Annotated in this window: 15 protein-coding genes; 7 read left to right on the top strand and 8 right to left on the bottom strand. The window is 66.1% G+C overall.

Features of this window, described 5'->3' with window-relative positions:
• Positions 1–307: 307 nt before the first annotated feature.
• The 5 genes from D457_RS0120760 to D457_RS0120750 all read left to right on the top strand — a co-directional run bounded on the left by D457_RS0120760 (position 308) and on the right by D457_RS0120750 (position 12,616).
• Positions 308–1,168, top strand: coding sequence for a MerR family transcriptional regulator (locus D457_RS0120760; RefSeq protein WP_017582596.1), 861 nt, complete (start codon positions 308–310; stop codon positions 1,166–1,168).
• 498 nt (positions 1,169–1,666) lie between these two features.
• Positions 1,667–10,726 (top strand): DNRLRE domain-containing protein, encoded by a 9,060-nt coding sequence (locus D457_RS37555; RefSeq protein ID WP_275041015.1) that lies wholly within the window; start codon positions 1,667–1,669, stop codon positions 10,724–10,726.
• A complete protein-coding gene (locus D457_RS35890; protein ID WP_152514306.1) occupies positions 10,726–11,286 on the top strand; it encodes a hypothetical protein in 561 nt (186 codons plus the stop codon). Before D457_RS37555 ends, D457_RS35890 begins: the two co-directional genes overlap by 1 nt.
• Before the next feature lie 225 nt (positions 11,287–11,511).
• The gene (locus D457_RS35885; protein ID WP_152514305.1) at positions 11,512–12,054 is read left to right on the top strand and encodes a hypothetical protein; all 543 of its coding nucleotides are present in this window, start codon (positions 11,512–11,514) and stop codon (positions 12,052–12,054) included.
• Positions 12,055–12,259: 205 nt separating this feature from the next.
• On the top strand, positions 12,260–12,616 hold the full coding sequence (locus tag D457_RS0120750; protein WP_017582594.1) for a septum formation family protein: 357 nt from the start codon (positions 12,260–12,262) through the stop codon (positions 12,614–12,616).
• 59 nt (positions 12,617–12,675) lie between these two features.
• Here D457_RS0120750 and D457_RS0120745 read toward each other — a convergent pair whose 3' ends face one another.
• Both D457_RS0120745 and D457_RS0120740 read right to left on the bottom strand, forming a co-directional pair.
• Positions 12,676–12,924: a DUF397 domain-containing protein gene (locus D457_RS0120745; RefSeq protein WP_017582593.1), complete on the bottom strand. Its 249-nt coding sequence runs from the start codon at positions 12,922–12,924 to the stop codon at positions 12,676–12,678.
• Positions 12,921–13,772 (bottom strand): helix-turn-helix domain-containing protein, encoded by an 852-nt coding sequence (locus D457_RS0120740; RefSeq protein WP_017582592.1) that lies wholly within the window; start codon positions 13,770–13,772, stop codon positions 12,921–12,923. The genes D457_RS0120745 and D457_RS0120740 overlap by 4 nt, the downstream gene beginning before the upstream one ends.
• Positions 13,773–13,968: 196 nt before the next feature.
• Between D457_RS0120740 and D457_RS0120735 the strand changes: the two genes are divergently transcribed.
• Positions 13,969–14,223 (top strand): hypothetical protein, encoded by a 255-nt coding sequence (locus D457_RS0120735; protein WP_017582591.1) that lies wholly within the window; start codon positions 13,969–13,971, stop codon positions 14,221–14,223.
• Positions 14,224–14,281: 58 nt separating this feature from the next.
• Here D457_RS0120735 and pgl read toward each other — a convergent pair whose 3' ends face one another.
• The 5 genes from pgl to tkt all read right to left on the bottom strand — a co-directional run bounded on the left by pgl (position 14,282) and on the right by tkt (position 20,942).
• Positions 14,282–15,028: a 6-phosphogluconolactonase gene (gene pgl / locus D457_RS0120730; RefSeq protein WP_017582590.1), complete on the bottom strand. Its 747-nt coding sequence runs from the start codon at positions 15,026–15,028 to the stop codon at positions 14,282–14,284.
• On the bottom strand, positions 15,025–15,951 hold the full coding sequence (locus D457_RS0120725) for a glucose-6-phosphate dehydrogenase assembly protein OpcA (RefSeq protein WP_017582589.1): 927 nt from the start codon (positions 15,949–15,951) through the stop codon (positions 15,025–15,027). The genes pgl and D457_RS0120725 overlap by 4 nt, the downstream gene beginning before the upstream one ends.
• A gap of 25 nt (positions 15,952–15,976) precedes the next feature.
• Positions 15,977–17,527 (bottom strand): glucose-6-phosphate dehydrogenase, encoded by a 1,551-nt coding sequence (gene zwf, locus D457_RS0120720; protein WP_026116852.1) that lies wholly within the window; start codon positions 17,525–17,527, stop codon positions 15,977–15,979.
• Between the two features lie 122 nt (positions 17,528–17,649).
• A complete protein-coding gene (tal, locus tag D457_RS0120715) occupies positions 17,650–18,756 on the bottom strand; it encodes a transaldolase (protein ID WP_017582587.1) in 1,107 nt (368 codons plus the stop codon).
• 92 nt (positions 18,757–18,848) lie between these two features.
• Positions 18,849–20,942, bottom strand: coding sequence for a transketolase (tkt, locus tag D457_RS0120710; protein WP_017582586.1), 2,094 nt, complete (start codon positions 20,940–20,942; stop codon positions 18,849–18,851).
• A gap of 783 nt (positions 20,943–21,725) precedes the next feature.
• Between tkt and D457_RS0120705 the strand changes: the two genes are divergently transcribed.
• The gene (locus tag D457_RS0120705; RefSeq protein WP_017582585.1) at positions 21,726–22,703 is read left to right on the top strand and encodes a heme o synthase; all 978 of its coding nucleotides are present in this window, start codon (positions 21,726–21,728) and stop codon (positions 22,701–22,703) included.
• An 81-nt stretch (positions 22,704–22,784) separates the two neighbouring features.
• On the opposite strand, the gene D457_RS0120700 is transcribed toward D457_RS0120705, so the two are convergent.
• Positions 22,785–23,210, bottom strand: coding sequence for a hypothetical protein (locus tag D457_RS0120700; RefSeq protein WP_017582584.1), 426 nt, complete (start codon positions 23,208–23,210; stop codon positions 22,785–22,787).
• Between the last annotated feature and the right edge of the window lie 63 nt (positions 23,211–23,273).

Genomic DNA, 23,273 nt, shown 5'->3' with positions numbered 1-23,273 from the left:
TGTCCGGTGGCACGCGCGATCGGCCGCGACACGTCCGACCGGTGGGCTCCGGCCGAAGGCCGCGCAGTGAAGGGCTGAACCCCGACCACTCCTCCCCGTTTCCCGACAGCCGCCCACCGCCGTCCCAGCGAAGCGGGTCAAGGGGGAACGCCTGACTCGGCGAAGCCGCGACGGCGACGACCTTGAGGCGCACAGCGGAGACGGCAACCATGGGGCAGCGGGAAACGGGGGAAGCACCCGTATCCCACCAGGCAACATCAGCGCACTGGGTTGACCTTGCGGTTACTGCAAGCCCGAGACTGGCGGTATGAGCCTTTCGATCAAGGATTTCAGCGAGGTGAGCGAGCTGCCGCCGCAGACGCTGCGCTTCTACCACTCCGAGGGCCTGCTGGTCCCCGCTGAGGTCGATGAGGCGACCGGGTACCGCTACTACGCCATCGAACAGGTCGAGACCGCCCTGCTGGTCACCGCCTTGCGGGGCACCGGCATGAGCGTCAAGCTCGTTCGTCGCGCTCTGGAGGCGCCAGACACCGCTTCCGCACTGCTCAAGGAACACGCCGAAGCATTGGAGCGCCAGCGCGAAGCCGAGGACGAGGCGGTCGCCACCGCCCGCGAACTCCTCATCTCCTGGCCCGAGGTCCAGCGCAAGGAGACACCGGGGACGACGGTGCTGTCGAAGGCCGTTCCGGCGGTCGCCGTGCAGAGGCGGCGGGGCCAGCCCGACCGGTACGACTGGGAGGAGGTCACCGCCGCCGTCTCAGCCACCGTGGGAGAGCTGATCACCCTGGCTGAGGGGCAAGGCGCCGCCGTGGCCGGTACCGCTTGGTTCAGCTGGGCCGGGGAAACCACCGAGCAGAAGGAGCAGGCCCTCACGGAGCAGGGGCCGCACTGGCTGGCCAAGCTACCGATCGTCGCTGGCCCCGAAACGCTCGCGGCCTTGGCTGAGAAGGTGGATGTGCAGACCTTCGAGGCTCGGGAGGAGCTGTCGATCCAACTCCCTGGCCGCAACTCGATGCCTAAGTACAGCACGGCCGTTTCCCGACTCGTGACCCAGGCCCCGGAGGGGTTCTTCCCCGACTTCTCCGGGCTCCGCCACATCCTGCACGAAGACGGTGTGGAGACCGCGATGCGATTGCGCCCTCTAAGTGAGGCCGAGGGCTTGACCTGAGTTGGCTGGCAAATCCCCCGTATGAGACCTCCTTGCCGGAGACGCATACGGCTGGGGCGTTCTGCGTGAGAGGGGCGTGACGTGGATTCGGCCGCGGCGGGGTTCGGTCTCCGCCATCGAAGCTGGTCCGGAGCGCTTCTTGGGGTGTCCCGCTTCGGAAACAGGTGAGCTTCGAGTCATCGTGCCTTACTGAACCCGGTTCTATTTATGCTAACTTTACGCCCGTTCTTGTCGGTTTGAGGCGATGATCCGGATCTGCGGGCTTTGGGGGAAGCGTGCATACCTGGGGACAGGTGTGTGCTTTCCGTACCCGGCTCGCCCTGGGTGATCCGGAGGTGACCGGTCGTGTCGACCGGCCAGCAGTCGTCCGTGCGCACAGCTCTCGTGCGGTTCTTTCCTAAGGGTGAAAACACCCAGGAGTGGCGCCAGAAAGTCAGCAGTAGGCTGCTCAAGACCACGGCTGTCGGGTGCGTCCTGGGGCTCCTCTTGACGGACTCCATGACGAGCGTGCCCGCCAACCCGGCCATGCCCCGTCTGACTCCTGTGTCCGCGGCGGATGTCGAGACACCGGACCAGAACGACGGCACTGCGGAAGGGCTCAGCCACGAGGCGGAGAGCGCCCTGGTCCACAGCTCCTCCGAGCCGACGGGTGCGGGACCGAACGCGGATGCCCCGGACGGAGCCCTTTCTTATGAGTGGCCGGACCTGCCTGAGGACGCGGACACTCTGGCCCCTCCAGACCTGGAGAGTCCGGCGACGCCTCTCGCCGAAGAAGAGCCTGAACCCCGGGTCACGGGCTTCGACCCGGAAACGAGTGTGGAGCTCGTAGAGGAACGCGACGAGTACTCGCGGACCTTCGAGAACGAGGACGGCACCCATTCCACCGACTTCTCCCAGGAACCCCTGCACTTCGAGGCGGAAGACGGCTCCTGGCAGAAACTGGATCCCAGCCTGGTCCCCGAGAACACTCTGACCTGGACCAGTGCGGCAGGTGCCAAGGAAGTGTCCTTCGCGGCCAACGCGGACGCGGACGAGCTCGCTCGGATGGAACTGGAGGAGGGGTACAGCCTGTCCTTCTCACTCGAAGGTGCCGCTGGCGCTCAGGGTGAGGTCCTGGAAGACGAGCCTGACACCATCGTCTACCCCGAAGCCCTACCCGGTACGGACATCGAGCTGAAGTCCCTCAAGGGAGGCGGGGTCAAGGAGACCATCTGGATCCACGACCTTCCCGAGACCGCGGCGGACGCTGTCTGGCGGTTCCCGTTGGAAATCGAGGGCCTGGAGCCAGTCCTGCTGGAGGACGGCAGTATCGACCTGGTCGATGACGAGGGTGAATCGGTCGGTCACATCCCCGCCGGTTACATGGAGGACTCCGACATCGATCCGCGCTCCGGGGACGGGGCCTGGTCCGAGGCCGTGGACTTCGAACTCCTGCGGGAGGGTGAGGGCTGGGTCCTTCAGGTCAGTGCTGACTTCGACTGGCTCACCGATGACGAGCGGGTCTACCCGGTTGCGGTGGACCCCACCTCGACCTGGAACTACAACGCCTCCCAGGACACCTACGTCCAAACCGGGTTCAACACCTCGCGCTACACCGAGCAGGAGCTCAAGGCGGGCACCTACAACGGTGGCTCTACCCGGGCCGCCTCGTACCTGCGGTTCAACGCGATGGTCAACGAGCTCAGCAACCACAAGATCTACGGTGCCAAACTCCACCTCTTCAACCACTGGTCCTACTCGTGCACCCCGAGCCCGGTGTATGTACATGAGGTGACCCAGTCCTGGTCGCAGAAGTCCATCTCCAACTTCCCCGGCCCCAGCTACAACTCCACCGCTTTGGGGAGCGCGAGCTTCGCCCGTGGTTGGATGCCCGCCGGAGCCAGCTCCAGCTCCTGCCCCGCCCGCTATGAGGGCATCGACCTGGGGACACGTGGCCGTAACCTCGTCCAGGCCTGGGTGGACGGCGACAAGCCCAACCACGGCATCACCGTCAGAGCCTCCAACACCAGCAACAGCGGGTGGAAGAAGTTCGGCAGCCGCGAGTCCTGGGGTGCGCCGTACATGACGGTCACCTACAGCCCCTACCGCGCTGACTACGCTTTCGCGCAGAGCCCTCCCGAGTTCGATCCCGCCCCGCACGCCACCCGGGGGACCAATGTCGATGTCCGGGTGACCAACCGGGGTGACGCGACCTGGACGCCCACCAACGGCTACGAGCTCGGTTACCAGGTCTTCGACAAAGACGGAAAGCGCGTCTACCACGTCGCCCCCACCACCAAGATGCCCAGGAACGTGGCCACGGGTCAGAGCGCGACCGTTCGAGCCAAGATTGATCCACTGCCCCCGGGAACCTGGACGATCCGGTTCGACATGACCCACAAGGCCCAGTCTTTCGCGGCCTGGGGCGTGCCCATGACAGCCCAGGTCCAGCTGGAGATCCCTGACCTTCCACCGCAGCTGTTGGACTACAGCCCCCGGGACGGTGCCCGGGTGGCGACGCTGACTCCTGAGTTCACCGCTTTGGGGCGTAACAACGACGCCTGGCCCACCGACGACATGGAGTTCTGGTTCAACTTCTGTGATGGGGAGTGGCCGGACTGGGAGTGCGTGGACTCCGGATGGCAGGAGGAGACCTCCTGGCAGTTGCCGGACGACAGGATGGAATGGGGCAACCAGTACTGGTGGAACGTCTTCGTCCGTGACGGCAGCCAGAACGTGGAGAGTGGTTGGCTGCGGCTGATCGCAGAGCCCGACCAGCCCGCCATCACCGCCAACCTGGCGAGCGGCGGCTCCGGTGAACACGGCACGGTCAACGCGCTCATCGGTAACTACACCCAGACCGTGACCGACGCTGCCGTGCCCGTGGCCGGACCTCCGCTGAGCGTCACCCGCACCTACAACTCTTCTGACCCTCGCCAGGACGGCATGTTCGGTGCTGGTTGGTCCACCCGTTTCGATATGCGCCTGGTCCAGGACGTGGACGGCACCGGCAACGTCGTCATGACCTACCCCGGTGGTAGTCAGCACCGGTTCGCGAGGAACGCCGACGGTAGTTTTTCGCCGCCTTCGGGGATGCACGCGGTGTTGGCCGAGACCGATTCGGGATGGCGGCTGATGGACAAGGCCTCCACCTCCTACGTCTTCGACGACACCGGTCGTCTGCTGGAGGTCACCGACCACCGCGGCCGTTCCCAGACCATCGCCTATGACACGTCTGGTCAGATCGCCACGGTCACCTCCGGCGGGGGACGGTCCCTGGACTTCACCTGGTCGGACGGGCGTGTCAGCTCGGTGACCGCACGCGGCGGTGACGACTCCGCTGAGTGGACCTATGTCTATGACGGCCAACGCCTGATCGAGGCCTGCAACCCCGAGCAGGAGTGCAGCTCCTACACCTACGAGGACGGCTCGCACTACCGGGCCGCGGTGATGGACGCCAACCCCTACGGCTACTGGCGTTTCGAGGAGACGGGCGGGGATGCCTTCGCCAACGAGGTCCCCTCTTCCCTGGGCGGTGAGAAAGCCACCATGGTCGGTGACCCGACGGGAGCCGACGGCGTGCTCGCGGGAATGCAGACCAACGCGATGGACGCCGGTGCGGGCGCCTACGCGGAGCTGCCCGAGTCGATCCTGCACCGGATCGGTACCCGGCTCACCGTGGAGGCCTGGTTCTCCACCACCGAGCACGGCACCGTCATCGGCGCTCTGGACAAACCCACCAGCCCCACAGAGCGCTCTCAGCTCATCTATGTGGGCACCGACGGCAGGCTCCGGGCCCAGTTCTGGACCACCACCGGTGGAGTCGACCCGATCACCACCGACAGTGCGGTCAACGACGGACAGTGGCACCACGTCGCCCTGACCTCGGACGGCACAACCCAGACGCTGTACCTGGACGGCGAGGAGATCGGCACCAAGAGCGGCCAGGTCGAGCACCGCAACACCAAGTTCGTCTATGCCGGCCACGGCATGGGCAACAGCGGATGGCCCGCGACCCTGCCCTCCCTGGGGAACTTCCCCTTCCAAGGGCAGATCGACGAGGTCGCGATCTACCAGCGCCCCCTGCACCCGGACACTGTCGCGCTGCACCACGCCTCCGGCCTGGACCCGGCAGACCGGTTGAAAGAGGTCATCACACCCGAGGGGAATCGGGCGGCTCACCTGTCCTTCGACGAGTCAACCTCACGGGTCCAGATCCACAACGACCACAACGGTGGCAAGTGGGTCTACTCCGACCGGCTCTACAACGGTGACGTCAACGACGAGGAAGCGCAGGTCACGGCAGAGGTGACCATCACCGACCCGCGCGGAGCCGCCTCCTCATCGCGCTACGACGCACTGGCGGGCCACCGTCGTGTCACCGACACCGACCAGCTCGGGCACCAGACCACCTACGACTACGACACCGGCGGGTTCCTGGCGGAGACCACCCTGCCCAACGGCGCACAGCTGCGGTTCTTCAACGACGAGCGCGGCAACCGCCTCGGACAGATGAGCTGTCGGGACCTGGAGGCGACGGACTGTCACTGGGAGTGGTTCTCCTACCACCACGACCCGGACGACCCCTTCGACCCGCGCAACGACCAGCTCGTCTCGCGCATGGACGCCCGGTCCGAGAACTTCCTGGACACCACCTACCGCACCTGGTGGGGCTACAACTCCTACGGTGACCAGATCTCCGAGACCGGCCCGGCCACCGAGGACTTCCCCGACGGCCGTACCGTCCGTTACTTCTACACCGACGACACCGAACCGGCCACGGACGGGGGGACAGCCCCGGCCGGACTCCTGGTCGAGTCCTGGGACGCCGACGAAGGCAAGACCCGGTTCTCCTACAACACCCACGGCGACATCACCCGAGTACGGGAGCCCTCCGGGCTGGTCACCGAGTACACCTACGACGGGCTCGGCAGGGTGGTCGAATCCACGGTCTTCACCGAGGACCACCCCGACGGCATCACCACAGCATTCACCTATGACAACGCAGGGCGGGTGCTCACCGAGACCGGCCCCGCCGTCACCAACGAACTGACCGGCACCACCCACCAGGAGCGGACCAGCCACGTCTACGACAAGGACGGCAACCCCATCCGCCAGACGGTCAGCGACCTGACCGGGGACGACCCGGACCGACTCACGATGCTGGCCTACAACCGCTACGGGCACCTGGTGGCCCGCACCGATCCCGAGGGGAACACCGAGCACTACGGCTACGACTTCACCGGAGCGCAGACCTACCACCAGGACGCCGCGGGCACCGAGTTCCGCACCACCTACACCGACCGCGGGCACGTGGCCGAGCACATCGTCGAAGGCTGGGTCGGCCACCCCGACGAGGACAACGCCCCGGCACCGCTGGTGCTGGAGTCCCACTCCTACGACCCGAACGGCAACCTGGCCTCGACCACCGACGCGGTGGGCCGCACCACCTCCTACACCTACTACGCCGACGGGCTTCCCGCGCAGACCATCGCGACCGGCGCGATGCTCAACGACAGCGAAGAACCCCAGGACCTGGTCCTGGAGGAGCACTTCTACGACCCGGCGGGCAACCCGGTCCGCACGGTGACCGGGGACGGCACCACTCGCACGGACATGGTCTGGGACGAAGCATCCCGACTGGCCAGCGAGACCCTGGACCCCGAAGGCCTGGCCCGAACCACCTCCTACACCTACGACGCGCTCGACAACGTCCTCGAAGCCGCTCTGACCGACCCGTCCGGCCGCGTCGAGCGGGTGCGCTACGCCTACGATCCGGCCGGGCGCCTCATCGAGGAAGCCGTCCAGGCCGACGGCGAAGAGCTTCTGACCAGCTACGAGGTCAACGAACTCGGACTGGTCACCGCGATTACTGACCCGCGCGGCAACGAAGACGGAGCCAGCGCTGCCGACTTCACCACACGGATGGCCTACGACGAACTCGGTCGCCTGACCGAGGAACGCCTCCCCGAGGTTGAGATCGAACGCCACGGCGAACCGACCACCACGGGCCGCCCCACCAGCAGGTTCGGCTACGACCTGGTCGGCAACCTCACCCACCAGCTTGACGCCGAGGGAAACACCTCGGTCTTCGGCTACGACCTGCTCGGACAGCAGACCGACGCCCAGGCGCCGACCTTCGACGGTGCGGACGGCGAACCGGTGACCCCGCGTGCGCGGACCAGCTACGACGCCCTGGGCAGGATGGTCGAGCAAACCGACGCCCTGGGCAACACCCGCACCTATACCTGGGATCAACTGGGGAACCTCGCCCGCATCACCGACCCTGAACTGACGGGACACACCGAAGCCGGTGAGTGGATCTACTTCTACAACCCCGTCGGGGAAATGCTCGCCGCCGTCGACCCTCTGGAGGCCAGAACCGAGGCCACCTATGACGACCTCGGCCGACAGGTCACCGACACCCAGATCGAACGGCTCCCCGCCGCAGCGGCCTACACCACTCGCTTCACCTATGACGTGATGGGAAACCCGGTCTCCATCACCGACCCCCTGGGCAACGCGAGCACCAGTGCTTACAACGCGGTGGGAGAACTGATCGAAGAGGTCAACGCCGCTGGGGAGGCCACGAAGTTCGAGTACGACCTGTCCGGACGCCTGCACAAGGTCACCGATCCGGCGGGAACACAGGCGGTGTCGGAGTTCGACCTGTCCGGACGCCCGGTCCGGACCCGGATCCTGGACGCGGAGGACAACGAGCTCCGGAGTGAGTCAACCGAGTACGACGCCGCAGGGCTGCCCATCAAGCAGACCGACCCCAACGGCAACGTGGTGCGCACCGAGTACAACGCCCAGGGCCTGCCGACCAGCCTGATCGAACCGGTCAGTGACACCCAGACCATCACGACCAGCTTCGGTTACAACGCGCTGGGCCAGCAGACCCGAATCACCGACGGCCGGGGTAACAGTACCCACACCACCTACACCCCCACCGGGGCGGTCTCCAGCCTCATCGAACCTGCGACCGATGCGGCTCCAGAGCTGGCTGACCGCACCTGGAGCACCTTCTACGACGCCGGAGGCAACCCCGTCCGTCAGGAGGTTCCCGGTGGTGTGGTGCGTGCACGCACCTACAACGAACTGGGCGGACTGACCCGGGAAACCGCGACGGGCGCCGCGGTCACCACCGAGGACCGGGGTTTCGGCTACGACCTCCTGGGCCGTCCGACCCAGATCGGTACCCCGGAGGGGCGCATCGAGATCGTCTACGACGACCGCGGCAACCAGGTCCAGTTCCTGGGCCCGGACAGTGTTTCCTTCGAGGGCATGGCTCCGGGAACCACGATCAGCTATGACGCGGCAGGCCGTGCCAACACCAGGTTGGACGTCGTCACCGGTACCACGACCTTCGGCTACGATGCCGCTGGCCGTGTCATCGAGCAGCACGACCCGGTGACCGGAACGGATCTGAGCGTCGATTACGACCAGACCGGTCAGGTCGCTTCGGTGACCACCGATGACGGAGCGGTCCGGAGTTTCAGCTACGACCCGTTGTCCCAGCTGACCGAGGACACCCTGGTCTCCGCTACGGGTGACACGACGGTGTCCACCACCTATGAATACGACGCCGCCGGAAACATCACCGAACGCTCCACGCAGGGCACCATGCCTTCCGGGAGACACCAGTACGCCTATGACCAGGCATCACGCCTGATCTCCTGGACATCCCCGGACGAACAGGAGACCGAGTACTCCTGGGACGCCTCCGGCAACCGTGTCCAGGCCGGTGCGCAGACCTTCGAGTTCGACGAACGCAACCAGCTCCTCTCCTCCAGCGGGGGAGACACCTGGTCCTACAACCCGGACGGGACCCTCAAGTCCCAGTTCGTCGACGGAGAGCTGCGCACCCCGCAGTTCGACGGCTTCGAGCGCATGGTCAGCGTGGGCAACGGCTCCGGGGAGTACTCCTACGACGCGTTGGGCCGGGTGGCCGAACGCGAAGCTGGAAGCCAGGAGCACACCTTCGTCTACCAGGGACTGGGCAACAACCCGACCGCTGTTCTGGACGGCACGGACACCCCGGTCTCCCAGTACGGGCGCGACGTTTCGGGCGGTTTGCTGAGCGTCGCTGACCAGGGGCGGGCCCCGGCTCTGGCCTACGGCAACTCCCACGGGGACTTGATCGCCACCCACACCAGCACGGGTGCGGTGGTCACCTCCACCGACTTCGGGCCCTTCGGTGAACAGCTCGGCGGTGCTCTCGCGTCGTCGGTGGGCTACCAGGGCGAGTGGACCGACCCGGACACCGGCGATGTGAACATGCACGCTCGCTGGTACCAGCCCGGAACCGGCCGGTTCGCTTCTCGAGACACGGTGACGCTGGAGCCGTTCCCGTCGGTGCAGGCCAACCGGTTCACCTACGGCAACGCGAACCCGGTTCGGTACACCGACCCGAGCGGCCACGCCATCATCTTGGTGCCACTCGTTCCGTGGGCCGTTAGTGCCGGAATCGCTGCGGGGGCTACTGCGGCGGCGAAGGGCACCGCCATCATCGGCGCCGGAGCAGCTTTGGCCTGGGGTGTCAACTCCGCGATCAACAGTTGGACCGCGAGTCAATCGAGAACAAGCACAGCAACAAGGACGAAAACGAGGGTCAAAACACGCACCAACAACAACAGTACGACCACCAGCAATATCAGAAACACCGGGGTGGCGAGCGCTTCCGCCCGCGGAAGCAGTATCCGGTGGACCGGGAGCCCGGGTGTCCGCTGGACCGGATCTGGAACGGTCAGCTTCAAGGGCAGTGGTCAGGCTGTTTCCGGGACGCGCCAACCTGATACCCGCCCGATCCCGGTCGTCATCATCGACCGGCGTCGAGAGATTCTTCAGCAGATTCTGAATACTCCTCAGCCAAGGCCTTCGATGGGGAGCCTGGTGTCCCAGGAGGACATCGATTCTGAAAGATTGTCGCGCGAGAGAAAGATCTACAAATTCAATCTTTCATTCAATCTTGAGATATCGCAAGAATTTGAGAAAACTGTTGAATCCTACAAGGGTGAGCCTCTGGGTTCACAGGTGGGGAGTGAAGATTGCCAGAATAGAAGAGAGGTGTTCTCTGGGAGCAACCGTTGGAATGAGCAAAAAAAGGCGATTGGTCTAATTGCCCTGCTTTGCGATAGTCATGACTTCGGGGAGGGTACTGAGGCGAATGACTCGATCTATCCGCCGGGCTGGCCCGGAACCCCTACGAGTTCTGAAACTTCAAACCAGAACGCGAACGGGACTTGGAAGTATCATAGGGGGCACCTGGGGGCGAACAGTCTAGGTTTCAGTGGCGATGACCCTTGGAACCTGGTCACTATGTATGCCCGGGCAAACAATCCTGAAATGGAGAAGATCGAGATGAGGGTTAAGAGGGCCGTTGAAGGAGGGCAGGCGGTTTATATGTCTGTAGTTCCCATCTATTCAAATAACCAAGAAATGCCTACGCATATTTTTTATCGAGCTGTGGGTAGCGGTGACTTGGATGTCTACTCCTGCATTGAAAACACTGCCGATGCAAGAACTCTAGATGGGAGCGCGTGTGTTGATGCGCGGAGCAATCGAGGGGGATGGTGATGAGTAATCCGGATCAGCTCATTCGTTTGCTTCGAGGGGGCGTTCGGGGTGAAGCTAAGCGTTATTTTTCTGGGCTTCCTGGTTTGGATGCACTTAGCCTGCCCCCTGACTATGTCAGAACAATAAGTGAACTGGGATCTGGTTTTTCTTTTGATGATAAGCTGAGTATCCTCCATCCGAAGGTGATACGGCGAGATTCCGGCCAGCACCAGCGCGATCTGGAAGCTATTCATGGGTCGGAAGGGGTGTGCTTTTACGATGGTCGCCTGGTTTCCTCTGTAGATTCACCACTGGGTCGGGAGTATGTCAGGTTTTCTAGCCTTGTTTGCTGGGGAATGGATAACTCTGGCAAGAAGCTTTTCTGGGATACCTCGGAAGAGACTGGCCAGTGGCATGTGATCGCGACAGACTGCTCCGTCTCCTGGGCTCGTCACAAGATGTCATTTGGTGATTATCTTTACAAGTTAATCACTAGAGATCTAATCTGTCCTGTATTCACCAAGCCCGCTTGGCCTCGTGGTGGTGTCGGTGAAGTCCATATTCATGAAATTGATTTCTGAATTTCAAGAAGGCTCGGTTAAATATTCCAATTCGCATTCAGGGGTCTTGGGTCAATTCTGATTAGCGTAAGTTGGCCTTTGTTGTGGGGTGGGTCCGAAGGCCCTTCTGATATCCACATGCGGGCTGCCGGTAATGGGGGTCATGTGATGGCTTCCTGTTTCGCGAACGAGGAGGCTTCTTTTATCCTGCCGGGCTGCCTGTGAAAAGTAGTTCAGGGGGTTGAAGTGGATTATTCCGAGTGGCTTGTGGCGACTTTTTCGAGCTCCTTGCCGGATGTCGGTTCGATTGATGTGCCCGCTCTTGAGAATGGGTTGGGGGCGAGTTTTCCTCAAGATTACTTGCGGGTCATGAGATCCCTTCCCCAGTTTTCTCTGGATGAGTACATTGGAATAATGGGTCCAGAAAGTTTGGTGCGCAGTCATCCTCCTGCTCAAGAAGCACTTCGGAGGGCATTTGAAGGGGAGGAGGGGTTCTATGTCGATGATGGTTACGGTCATGCTTCGGTAGTGAATCAGGGTGAATTCATCCGGTTTTCGGAGCTTCTGAAGTTTGGCTCTACCAGCACTTCTTCCAGTTTGTACTGGCAGATGGTTGAGGGCTGCTCGGATGACTGGCCGGTTCTCGTGGGGAGCAAGGGGGTTTGGTATAAATATAATGTTAATTTCTCCGAATTTCTCTACAGGGTCCTCCATGGTTCCATTTCATGTCCGCTGCTGGTTGATGAAGACTGGCCTGATGATGAAATTGAAGCGGATGTGTGGAGGTAGGTTCGCTGGCGCGCTGTCCAGGGGTTGAAATTTTGGGGATGCTATCTGGTTGCTTATTTTTATAATTGATGGATTTCTCTGAAGGTATTGGAGTTTTTCAGTGTGCTCGCGGTCCCAAGTCGTTCGTTTCGGGTCGATTACGGTTCTGGCTGGTTTTTCGGCCGTCAGTTTTAGTGCCTGTGGCCTGTTCGGAGAAAGCAATGCCTTGGGCGTCGGGGTCGGGGACTGCTTCGACCAGGATGACCCGGCGAGTGTGAGTGCTTCTGTGGTTGAGGTCGTTGACTGCTCCGAGCCGCATGAGTTCGAGGTTTTTCATGTCGAGGAGCTCCCCCAGGGTGATTTCCCTGGCGAGGCTGAGGTGAGTGCGGCTGCCGTGGAGGCGTGTGAGGGGGAGAACTTCGAGAGCTTCGTGGGTGTCGAGTACCCGAGCTCCGAGATCTACTCTTGGTCGCTGGTTCCGCAGGCTTCAGATTGGGAAGAGTCTGGCTACAGGGAGATCGTCTGCTACCTCAGCATCCCGGTGGAGGCTCTCTCCGGGACACTGGAAGGTGCTGGCCGTTGACCACTGGGTGCGGACATGACAAAGCGGCCGCGTATACGGCCGCTTCGTTGTGCTCGGGTTCAGCTGTGGAAGTCGAATTCTCCGGCGCGGACGCCCTTGGTGAAGGCTTCCCACTCCTGACGGGTATAGACGATGTGGGTGCCCTCGGGGTGCTGGCTGTGGCGAACGGCGACCCGGCCGGAACCATCACCCAACGGTCCGGCTTCTACACAGGTGGCACCGCCGTTGGAGCTGTAGGTGCTGATGTGCCAGTTGATGGTGGCGCGTTCCTGCTCGGAGAGCTGCTGGAACGTCGGCTCGGGGGTCACGATGGCTCCTCGATGAGCGCCGAGATGCGCTCGGCGGTTGCGTCTGTGCTCAGGGACTTCTCCCACAAACGATCATATCGCTGAGCCACGGGATCAGCCTCCGCCTGCTCCAGGTATATGGCGCCGTTGGGGGTCTCGGCGTACACCACGTCGGGGTAGGGGTCATCCATCACGAAGTACTGGAACGCGCCTTCGGGACTTTCATGGGCCCCGACCGTGAACGGCAGCACGCGTAGCTGGATGTTGGGGCGCTTCGACAGTTCCAGCAGGTGGGCGAGTTGCTCACGCATGCCCTCGGCGGAGCCCACCTGTCGATAGAGCACAGACTCGTCCAGGAGCACCAACATGGTGGGCGGGTTCTCCTGGTTGAGGAGCTCCTGGCGTTGGAGACGCACCTCCAGCCCCTGCACGATGTGCTCTTCTGATTTGTCGAATTCCGCCGTGCGGATGGCGGTCTCCGCGTAGCGTTTGGTCTGGAGGAGCCCAGGTAGAAGCGTGGTGTCGAACAGACGCTGCTCCACGGCCTGAGCCTCCAACCAGATGAAGTCCACAAACTCGGTGAACTCGTCCGGGTAGCCGTCCCACCAGCCGGTCTGCCAGACGCTTTCGCTCAGCCGCATCAGGTTCTCGCGGTGGCGAGAGTCGTTCACCCCGAAGAGGTCGAGCATGGCCATCATGTCCGGTCGACGCACCGGGTAGATGCCGTTCTCGAAGCGGCTGACGGTTCCCATGTTGCGCTGGAGGAACTCGCCCACCTCCTCGATGCTCATCCCGGAGGCTTCACGAAGTTCGCGGAGACGACGGCCCAGCCAACGGCTCCGCAGTGTGGCGGTCTTCGCCTTCGCCATCCCGCAACTCCTTTCGATTCACAAATCACTCAAGGCTTCTTGGTGTACAAGCTTGTGATTCTGATTGACATGTGTAAGCCTAGCAGAGGGTGAGATGGTCGTCACAGGGATGATGGCCTTCAAGCCGATACAAAGGCGGCCCGGACGGAACACCTACCAAGCAGACCGTCCGGGCCTGGTGAGCCACTGATAGGGGATGCCCGTGCAGGACGACCACCACCGTGACTCGAACTCTGTCTATCAGAAGCCCGATGAGCCCGCCCACCCCCGCGCGTTCTATGTGGATGTCTGGGACGAGGACACCGACACCACCGAGCACTACTACTACGGGGTGACCCACCCCGACGGTGACGGCGGCATGGCCCGCCGGATCGCGGGCGGCGGTACCCACCTCATCAGGGACCCCGAGACCCTCGCTAACCGGGTCGGCGGGGAAGTGGTCTGGATCTGATCCCCTGTATGACGACGCCCCGGCCAAGGATCTCCTTGGCCGGGGCGTTCGTGTATCGCTAGAGCTTGGAGGCAGCCGCCTCGTCCACCCAGAACACCGTCTTCTCGGCACCGCGCGCACCGGCCACCGGGGCCTCGTCCACGCTGCCTCCGGCTATGCCCAGGCGCACCGCATCGGCCTTGCCCTCGCCCGAGGCCAGCAGCCACACCTGGCGGGCGCTGCGGATCGAGGGCAGGGCCAGGCTGATCCTGGTCGGCGGCGGCTTGGGGGAGTCGTACACCGCGATCGCGGCGGCCTCGTCCTCGTGCACGCCCGGCAGCCCCGGGAACAGCGAGGCCACGTGCGCGTCCGGGCCCAGACCCAGCAGGCACACGTCGAACTCGGGTACCGGGCCGCGCCCCCTCGCCGCCACGGACAGCGCCGCCGAGTAGTTGGTGGCCCCCCGTACCGCGTCGTGGTTGTCGGTCCCGTCCGAGGACGGCATCGGGTGCACGTTGTGCGCCGGGATGTCGATGTCGTCGATCAGCGCCTCACAGGCCTGGGTCTCGTTGCGCTCGGGGTCACCCTCGGGCAGGAAGCGCTCGTCGCCCCACCACAGGTGCACGTGCGACCACTTCATCCCGCTGCCCTTGGCCTCGTCCCGCAGGGCGGCGAGGGTCTTGATGCCCACACCGCCGCCGGTCAGCACCAGGTGGAACTCGCGCTCGGCCGCCTCGGCGCTCACGATCAGCTTCGCCAGCCGGGCCGCCGCGCTCTGCGCGAGCTGCTCGGCGTCGATGGTGCGGACGATCTCCGGTTCGCTCATCCCTCTACTCCGCTTCCAGCGAGCTTCGACCCCAGGTGGCGGGCCGCGCTCGCGTACGTCTCGTCGGCGTCCAGGCGGCGCAGCTCCTCGGCGAGCGCCAGGGCGGCGCCGCGTCGGGCCAGCGCCACCGTCTGGTCGGGCTGCCCGGTCCTGGACAGTGTCGCTACTCGGCCGTCCACCCGGGAGATCGTGACGTCCCCCTGGTCGGTGGTCAGCCGGACCTCGGTCAGGCCGGGCCCGTCGGAGATACCGCGTTCCACGGTCACCTCCAGTCGTTCGGACAGCCAGGCGGCCAGGAGCTCGGCGCTCGGGTAGTGCGACTCGGCCGTCACCCTGGCCGAGGTCACCCAGCCGCACGGCTGGTCCATGGCGCTGGCCAGCAGCGAACGCCACGGGGTCAGCCGTGTCCAGGTCAGGTCCGTGTCACCCGGACGGTAGTGGGCTACCCGCTCCATCAGGTCCGCTACCGGATCCGGGGCGCGCAAAGCGTCGGTGATCCTTCGCTGGGCCAGCTTGCCGACCGGGTCGGCGGCCGGGTCGGCGGGACCCTGGCCTGGCCACCAGACCACCACGGGCGCGTCCGGGACCAGCAGCGGGGTGAGCACCGAGTCGGGGTGCTCGCCCAGCGGTCCGTACAGGCGCAACAGCACCGCCTCGCCGGGACCGGAGGTGCCCGGGCGGCGGATCTCCGCGTCGATGGCCGGTTCGGCCCCCGGGTCGCGGCGGATCAGCGCCACCACCCGCGAGGGGTGCTCGCGTCCGGCCTCGGTGGCGGCGCGCACGGCGTCGTAGTGGTCGGCCTCGTCGGTGACGATGACCAGGGTGAGCACCATGTTCATGGCGCCCCCGCCGACACTGAGCCGCTCGGCCATGAGCGCCTCGGTGATCTGCGAGGTCGTGGTGCGCGGAAGATAGAGCGTCATCTGTTCCTCCCGGGGCGGACGGTGGTCACGGGCGGCGCCACTGGCGGCCGTCCCTGGTGAGCAGTTCGTGGGCGGACTCGGGTCCCCAGGTGCCCGAACCGTACTGTTCTGGCTGGCCCGCCTTGGCCCAGTACTCCTCGACCGGGTCCAGGATCTGCCAGGACAGCTCCACCTCCTCCTGGCGCGGGAACAGCGGCGGGTCGCCGATGAGCACGTCCAGGATGAGCCGCTCGTAGGCCTCGGGGCTGGCCTCCGTGAAGGACTGCCCGTACGTGAAGTCCATGCTCACGTCGCGCACCTCCATGGAGGCGCCCGGCACCTTGGACCCGAACCGCAGGGTCACGCCCTCGTCGGGCTGGATGCGCAGTACCAGGGCGTTCTGGCCGAGCTCGCTGACGTCGCTGCGCGCGAACATCTGCTGTGGGGCGGCCTGGAACACCAGCGCCACCTCGGTCACCCGGCGGCCCAGCCGCTTGCCTGTACGCAGGTAGAACGGCACCCCCGACCAGCGGCGGGTGCCCACGTCCAGCTTCAGCGCCGCGTAGGTCTCGGTCACCGAGTCGGACGGGATGCCGTCCTCCTCCAGGTAGCCGGGTACCGCCGCGCCGCCCTGCCACCCGGCCGCGTACTGACCGCGCGCGGTGCCCTTGGCAAGGTCGTCGGGGAGCGTGACGGCGGACAGGACCTTCTCCTTCTCGGCGCGGATCGCGTCCGCGCTGTAGGAGACCGGCTCCTCCATCGCGATGAGCGCGAGCAGCTGCAGGAGGTGGTTCTGGATGACGTCGCGGGCCGCGCCGATGCCGTCGTAGTAGCCCGCGCGACCGCCCACGCCGATGTCCTCGGCCATGGTGATCTGCACGTGGTCCACGTAGCTGCGGTTCCACAGCGGCTCGAACAGGGTGTTGGCGAAGCGCAGCGCCAGGATGTTCTGGACCGTCTCCTTGCCCAGGTAGTGGTCGATGCGGAACACCGACGATGGCGGAAAGACGTCGTCCACCACCGCGTTGAGCTCCTTGGCGCTCTCCAGGTCGTGGCCGAACGGCTTCTCGATCACCACCCTGCGCCACGGTGTGGCACCTCCGGTCCCCTCCCCCTCTTCGGGGGTGGCCAGACCGCACCGCTTGAGCTGGGTGACCACGGTGGGGAACAGCTTGGGCGGTAGCGACAGGTAGAACGCGTAGTTGCCGCCGGTGCCCCGGTCGGCGTCCAGCTCGCGCACCGTGCGGGCGAGTTCGTCGAAGGCCGCGTCGTCGTCCAGGTCGCCCTGCACGAACCGCACACCCTCGCTGAGCTGGCGCCACACGTCCTCGCGGAACGGGGTCCGGGCGTGTTCGCGCACTGCCTCGTAGGCTTCGGCGGCGAAGTCCTGGTCCTCCCAGTCGCGGCGGGCGAACCCGACCAGGCCGAAGCCCGGCGGCAGCATCCCGCGGTTGGCGAGGTCGTAGATGGCGGGCAGGAGCTTCTTGCGGGCCAGGTCGCCCGTGACGCCGAACAGCACCAGCACGCTGGGCCCGGCGATACGGGGGAGCCTTCGGTCCAGGGCGTTGCGGAGCGGGTTGGGTACCGCTCCCGGCATCACCGGTTCTTTCACGGGTTCCGTCTCTTCCTGTCAGGAACGGCCTGGTGGTGGCTGGTGGAACCCGCGTCCGCGCGGCTCGGGCGCGGACGCGGGTCGGTGATCGGGAAGCGGGCCCCGGGTCAGGAGAGCTCGTCGAGCTTCATGGTGAGGCGGCCGAGCAGGCTCTCCCAGGAGTCGACGAACTTGACCACGCCGTCCTCCTCCAGGTGACGGGTCACGTCGGCCAGGTCCACGCCCGCCTCGGCCAGCGCGTCCAGGTCGGCCTGGGCGGAGTCGTAGCCCGCGCGCACGGTGTCGCCGGTGACCTCGCCGTGGTCGGCGGTGGCGTCCAGGGTGGCCTGCGGCATCGTGTTCACGGTGCCCGGGGCGATCAGCTCGGTGACGTAGCGGGTGTCCGAGTACGCCGGGTCCTTCACCCCGGTGGAGGCCCACAGCGGACGCTGCGGGGTGGCGCCCTCGGCGGCCAGGCTCTTCCAGCGCTCGGAGGAGAAGACCTCCTCGTAGTCGCGGTAGGCCAGGCGCGCGTTGGCGATGGCGGCGCGGCCGAGCAGCTCCTCGGCGCGCGGGGTGCCGATCTCCTTGAGGCGCTTGTCTACCTCGGAGTCCACCCGGCTGACGAAGAACGACGCCACGGACTGGATCCGGGACAGGTCGTAGCCGTTCTCCCTGGCCAGTTCCAGGCCTTCCAGGAACGCCTCCATGACCGCGCGGTAGCGCTCCAGGGAGAAGATCAGGGTCACGTTGACGCTGATGCCGAGCCCGAGCACCTGGGTGATCGCGGGCAGGCCCTCGACGGTCGCCGGGATCTTGATCATCAGGTTGGGCCGGTCGACCAGCCACCACAGCGACTTGGCCTCGGCGACGGTGCGAACGGTCTCGCGTGCCAGGCGCGGGTCCACCTCGAGGGAGACCCGGCCGTCCACGCCTTCGGTGGACTCGTACACCGGACGCAGGGTGTCCGCGGCCCAGCGGATGTCGTAGGCGGTCAGCAGCCGGACGGCCTCGCCCACCGAGACCCCGCGCACACCGAGCTCGTGCACCTGGAGGTCGTAGGCGTCGCCCTCGGCGAGCGCCTTGTCGAAGATGGAGGGGTTGGAGGTGACGCCGGTGACGTGGTGGGTCGACAGCAGTTCGGCCAGGTTGCCGGTGCGCAGCCGGTCACGGCTGATGTCGTCCAGCCAGACGGACTGACCGGCCTCGGCCAGGTCCTTCAGAGCGGTGCTCATGTGCTTCTCACGCCTTCCTCACGGGGCCTCGTCGGCCCTGGTTCACACAGCGGGGCGGGCCCGCCGGGGATCCTCCCGGCGGGCCCGCGTCGTCAGCTTCCGGCCTTGGCCAGGCTGTCACGGACCGCCGCGACGACGGCCTCAGAGGTGATGCCGAACTTCTCGTACAGCGTCTGGTAGGGAGCGGAGGCACCGAAGTGCTCCAGGCTCACCGACACGCCGGCGTCGCCGACGTAGGAGCGCCAGCCCATGGCGATTCCGGCCTCGACGGACACGCGGGCGCGCACCGAGGACGGCAGGACCTCCTCGCGGTACTCCTCGCTCTGGGCGTCGAACCACTCGACACACGGCATGGAGACCACGCGGGTGGGCGTACCGGCCTCCTCCAGCTCGGTGCGGGCGGCCAGGGCCAGCTGCACCTCGCTGCCGGTGGCGATGATGATCGCCTCGGGGCTGCCGTCGGAGGCCTCGGCCAGCACGTAACCGCCCTTGGCGGTGCCCTCGGCGGAGCCGTGCACGTCACGGTCCAGGGTGGGCACGTTCTGCCGGGTCAGGGCCAGCGCGGACGGGCGGTCGGCGTTCTCCATGACCTCGCGCCAGGCCACCACGGTCTCGTTGGCGTCGGCCGGACGGATCACGTCCAGGCCGGGGATGGCGCGCAGGGCCCACAGGTGCTCGACCGGCTGGTGGGTCGGGCCGTCCTCACCCAGGCCGATGGAGTCGTGCGTCCACACGTAGGTGACCGGCAGCTTCATCAGCGCGGCCAGGCGGACGGCCGGGCGCATGTAGTCGCTGAACACCAGGAAGGTACCGCCGTAGGGGCGGGTGGGGCCGTGCAGGGCGATGCCGTTGAGGATCGAACCCATGCCGTGCTCACGGATGCCGAAGTGCAGCACGCGCCCGTAGGGGTTGCCCGGGAACATCGAGCTGGCCCGGTCGAACGGGAGGAACGACGGCTCGCCCTTGGGCGTGGTGTTGTTGGACCCGGCCAGGTCGGCCGAACCGCCCCACAGCTCCGGCAGGACCGGGGCGACGGCGCTGAGCACCTCACCGCTGGCCTTGCGGGTGGCCACACCCTTGTCGCTGGCCTCGAAGGTGGGCAGGGACTTCTCCCAGCCCTCGGGCAGCTTGCCCGACTGCAGGCGGTCGAAGAGCTCGCCGTGCTCCTCGGCGCCCTTGCGCCAGGCGTGCAGGGCCCCGTCCCACTCGGCGTGGGCGTCGCGGCCGCGGTCCAGCGCCTTGCGGGTGTGCTCGATCACGGCGTCCTCGACGGCGAAGGGCTCGTCGGGCAGGCCGAGGATCTCCTTGGTGGCGGAGATCTCGTCGGCGCCGATCGCCGCGCCGTGGATGCCACCGGTGTTCTGCTTGTTGGGCGAGGGCCAGCCGATGACGGTGCGCAGACGGATGAAGGTCGGGCGCTCGGTCTCGGCCTTGCCGCGCAGGATCGCCTGGTAGAGGGCGTCGACGTCCTCGACGTACTCGCCGGTGGCGGTCCAGTCGACCTCCTCCACGTGCCAGCCGTAGGCGGCGTAGCGGGCCACGACGTCCTCGCTGTGCGCGATGCGGGTGTCGTCCTCGATGGAGATCTGGTTGTCGTCCCAGATCATGATGAGGTTGCCCAGGTTCTGCGTCCCGGCCAGGGCGCTGGCCTCGTGGCTCACACCCTCCTGGACGTCGCCGTCGGAGCAGAAGGCGTAGACGTGGTGGTCGAAGGGGCTGGCACCCGGACCGGCCTCGGGGTTGAACAGGCCGCGCTCGCGGCGGGCCGCCATGGCCATGCCGACGGCGTTGCCCACACCCTGGCCCAGCGGGCCGGTGGTGGTCTCCACACCGGCGGTGTGGCCGACCTCGGGGTGACCCGGGGTCAGGCTGTCCCACTGGCGCAGCGCCTTGAGGTCGTCGAGGGTGAGGCCGTACCCGGCCAGGTAGAGCTGGATGTACAGCGTGAGGCTGGAGTGGCCGATCGACAGCACGAAGCGGTCCCGGCCCACCCACTCGGGCGCGGCGGGATCGTGCCGCATGACCTTCTGGAAGAGGAGGTAGGCGGCGGGCGCGAGGCTCATCGCGGTGCCGGGGTGGCCGTTACCCGACTTCTCTACCGCGTCCATCGCCAGCGCCCGAACCGTGTTGACGGCACGGAGGTCGAGGTCCGACCACTCCAGGTTTTGCGGGGTGTGGGCGTTCACGGACTTTCGTTCTCCTTCTCGGGTACCCGTGCACCCGGTTCCGGGGCGGGTGTGGGTTGTGTGTGCATGGTTATCGCCGGGCACCCTGCGGGCGACCCGCCGGTCGGGCGGGCCACGGGGGAGTGCTGGAGGGCGGGTTCGTCTTCGGCTTCGGCTGTGGACGTGACTCCGTGGCACCCGTGGCACGGAGTTTCGGCTTGGTCACCCGGGCCAGAGCGCCGTTGCCCCAGCGTCTGGCCATGGCGACCGGAGCGCGGTCCCACGGTGAAGGGACCGAGAACAGGGCCGACTGTGAGCCTATCGTCCGTGGTCGGGAGTGTGGTTGCCCGACACCTCCACTTACCGGGAGGTAACCCGCAAGGTGTACGGGTTCGTGCCCGCCCCTTGGGTTCCCTTTGGGCCCTCGTTAGGGGCCTGTGGGGTAGGCGCCGGTCCCCTTCCGGGGCGCGTGGCACGTTGGAAGCACGGTGGGGCCTGTGCGAACCTTCTGTACACCCGCGGGCGCCGGACACCGGGAGGCAACGGGCGCCCGGGACCAGGGCCGCGGGCCGTCCGGGGCGGAGGCCACCCGTACGGAGGGGGCTGGTCACTGGTTTGCGCGAGGAAGTACTACAGTATGTCGTTGACGGGGTTTTCGCTGATCCTGCCGCTTTGTCGGTCCGGTCGACCCCGCGTGGCGAGCAGTGTCGAAATCCCTAAGAGTTGTCGAGGTATCCGCGTGTCTGAAACCGAGCCGGCCCCCCAGGGGACACGAGTGCTTCCGGACGTGAGGACGCGGAACTGATGGCCCTCACCAACCGTGCACCCCATACCGAAGAGACCGGCGAGCCCGTAGCCGCCGCCGTCGAGGCCCCCCGCAAGGCCTCTTTCGGCGAGCACGCCCGTGCCTACGTCGCGCTCTCCAAGCCCCGCGTCATCGAGCTTTTGCTCATCACCACCATTCCGGTGATGTTCGTCGCCGCCGGAGGTGTGCCGCCGCTGTGGACCGCGGTCGCCACCCTGGTGTTCGGCACCATGTCCGCGGCCAGCGCCAACGCGATGAACTGCTACATCGACCGCGATATCGACCGTGAGATGCGTCGCACCCGCCAGCGCCCCGGCGCGATGGACCTGGTGACCCCGCGCGGGGCCCTCGTCTACGGCCTGACGCTGGCGATCGGCTCCACGGTCGGTTTCCTCGTGTTCGTCAACACGCTCTCGGCCGTGCTGTCGGTCTTCGCGATCGCGTTCTACATCTTCGTCTACACGATGCTGCTCAAGCGACGCACCGCGCAGAACGTCGTGTGGGGCGGCATCGCCGGGTGCATGCCGGTCCTCATCGGCTGGGCCGCCGTCACCAACAGCCTCGACTGGGCGCCGTTCGTGCTCTTCCTGGTCGTGTTCTTCTGGACGCCGCCGCACACCTGGACGCTGGCCATGCGTTACCGCGAGGACTACGCGGCCGCCAAGGTCCCGATGCTGCCCGTGGTCGCCAGCGACCGCCGGGTGCTGCTGGAGTCGGTGCTCTACAGCTGGGCGACCGTGATCGTCTCCTTGATCTTCTGGCCGGTGGCCGGGACCAGCTGGTTCTACGGCGTGGTCGCCCTGGTCCTGGGCGCCCTGCTGGTCATCCAGGCGCACCGCCTGCTCAGCCGCTCCCTGGCGGGCGTGACCGGAGCCCAGCTCAAGACGATGAACTTCTTCCACCTCACCAACGCCTACCTGGCGCTGCTGTTCGTGGCCGTCACCATCGACCCGCTCATCGCGCGCTTCCTCGTCTAGAGGCACACGAAGGACATGAAACCGGCGGCGGCGCTCCTTGCACGAGGGGGCGCCGCCGCCGTGCGGGAGCGCCGGTCGTCCTTATCCGGTGCGGCGTCGGCTGAAGACCAGGACCGCCGACCACACGACCAGTGCCACCAACAGCATCGCCAGCGGTACGTGCGCCTGGAGCGGTCCGTAGGTGCCCAGGGCAGCCTGTGGGAAGCCCACCACGAACGCCAGCAGACTCACCGCGGCCACCAGCCGGTCGTGCCCGGGGCCGCCGGGTGATCCGGCCCCCGGCAGGCGCCAGACCAGGACCGCGGCCAGCAGCTGCACCCCCGAGGCCGCGTGCAGAGCGAAGGCGCCGCCGTAGTGCAGTGGCAGCGCGTCCATGTTGTACGTGATCAGCTGACCCGCCGTGACGAACTCCCACAGGAGCGCGGCCAGGCTCGCCCCCACCGCGATGCGCAGGAGCAGGAGCCAGGTCGGGTTTCGGGTGCGCTCGGCGGTCGTGTTCGGGTCCATGGTGCAGCCTTTCTCCGTGGCGGGCGACACATCAGATTCTTGCGCACCGGCCCCGGCCGGCAT

This window comes from Nocardiopsis valliformis DSM 45023 (assembly GCF_000340985.1).
GTDB lineage: Bacteria > Actinomycetota > Actinomycetes > Streptosporangiales > Streptosporangiaceae > Nocardiopsis > Nocardiopsis exhalans.
The sequence above is the reverse complement of the archived record's forward strand: the minus strand, read 5'-3'. Positions and strand labels throughout refer to the sequence as shown.